Source organism: Paraburkholderia nemoris (assembly GCF_905221015.1).
Lineage (GTDB): Bacteria > Pseudomonadota > Gammaproteobacteria > Burkholderiales > Burkholderiaceae > Paraburkholderia > Paraburkholderia nemoris.
Genome location: NZ_CAJNBO010000106.1, coordinates 1 through 1,118 on the forward strand (window position 1 = coordinate 1; position 1,118 = coordinate 1,118).

The 1,118-nt window shown below is 59.9% G+C and carries 2 protein-coding genes; both read right to left on the minus strand.

The annotated features are described in order from the left end of the window. Window positions 1–15 precede the first annotated feature (15 nt). The gene (locus tag KHO33_RS42750; RefSeq protein WP_200568576.1) at window positions 16–561 is read right to left on the minus strand and encodes an IS630 family transposase; all 546 of its coding nucleotides are present in this window, start codon (window positions 559–561) and stop codon (window positions 16–18) included. After that, complete coding sequence (locus KHO33_RS42755; RefSeq protein ID WP_200568575.1) at window positions 530–1,054, minus strand: IS630 family transposase; 525 nt, start codon at window positions 1,052–1,054, stop codon at window positions 530–532. Before KHO33_RS42755 ends, KHO33_RS42750 begins: the two co-directional genes overlap by 32 nt. Between the last annotated feature and the right edge of the window lie 64 nt (window positions 1,055–1,118).

Genomic DNA, 1,118 nt, shown 5'->3' on the forward strand with positions numbered 1-1,118 from the left:
TCTAAACACAGCGTCTTAAATAATGCAGCATAGTCTTCGCAGCACCTCGTTTGGTGCCTTCCAGTGCTGGAAGCAGGCGTCGACCGCCGAAAGGACTTCGGTGAGCGTGGCGAAGTACTGGTTATGTAGCGACAGGCGCCGTGTCAGCTTCCATACGCGTTCGATAGGCGCCAGTTGCGGGCTGTATGGCGGGAGGAACAACAACGTCAGGTGGCACCTGTACTTGCGCAGTAACGGCTTGAGCAGGATGGCATGGTGGTACCTGGCGTTGTCCAGCACGACGACGATGCGCTTGCCGCGACGTCGATGGCGCAGTAGCTGGCGCAGAAAGGACGCAAACGTTTCTGCGTTGAAGACAGGGCACACCTGCCAGACGAAGCGGCCAGTGCTCAAGCTGACGGCGCCAAAGCACGCCACCGATTTGCGCGTCGGCGCATGCAGCAGCACCGGATCGTGGATCTCCGGCGCAACCCACATGCGACAGCGCGATCCGTGTTGCTGGAAATGGCATTCGTCCAGGCTCCATAGCTCAATGTCTTCGCGCCTTGCCAGCCGGCGCAGTTTTTTTTACCGCCGCAACGCGGACAGGATCAGACTGCGCAACCTGCGGGCGCGGCTTGCGCAGCCGAAAACCCATCTGGCGAAACAGCCGCTGGCACTGCCGCACCCCGAGCTTGATGCCGTAGCGCTTACGCAAGTGCTCCGACAGAACGGGCCCATCCCACAGGCCCGCTTCAAATCCGAAGTCGCGTGGTGTCTTGCGCAGATCCGCCTCAATGCGAGGCCATTGCGACTCATCCAGCGCACGCGGACGTCCGGGCCGTTCCCCTTCACGCAATCCGTCGAAACCGCCCTGCTCGAAGCGTCGGACCCATCGCTGGACTGTCGTGGCAGCCTGCCCCAGCAACTGGCCCACTTCGGTGCACGAGTACCCGTTGCTGACCAGCAGTACTCCGTGCAGCCGATGGTCATATCGCGACTCCTCACTCCGCTCGATTTCCTGCCGAATCGCCAGCTGCATGATTTCCGCATCTGCAATTTCCAGCTTGCGCATGGTCGTCTCTCAAAAGAATGGCCATGCAATCATACATGCTGCAATATTTATGTCGTCGTGTTTA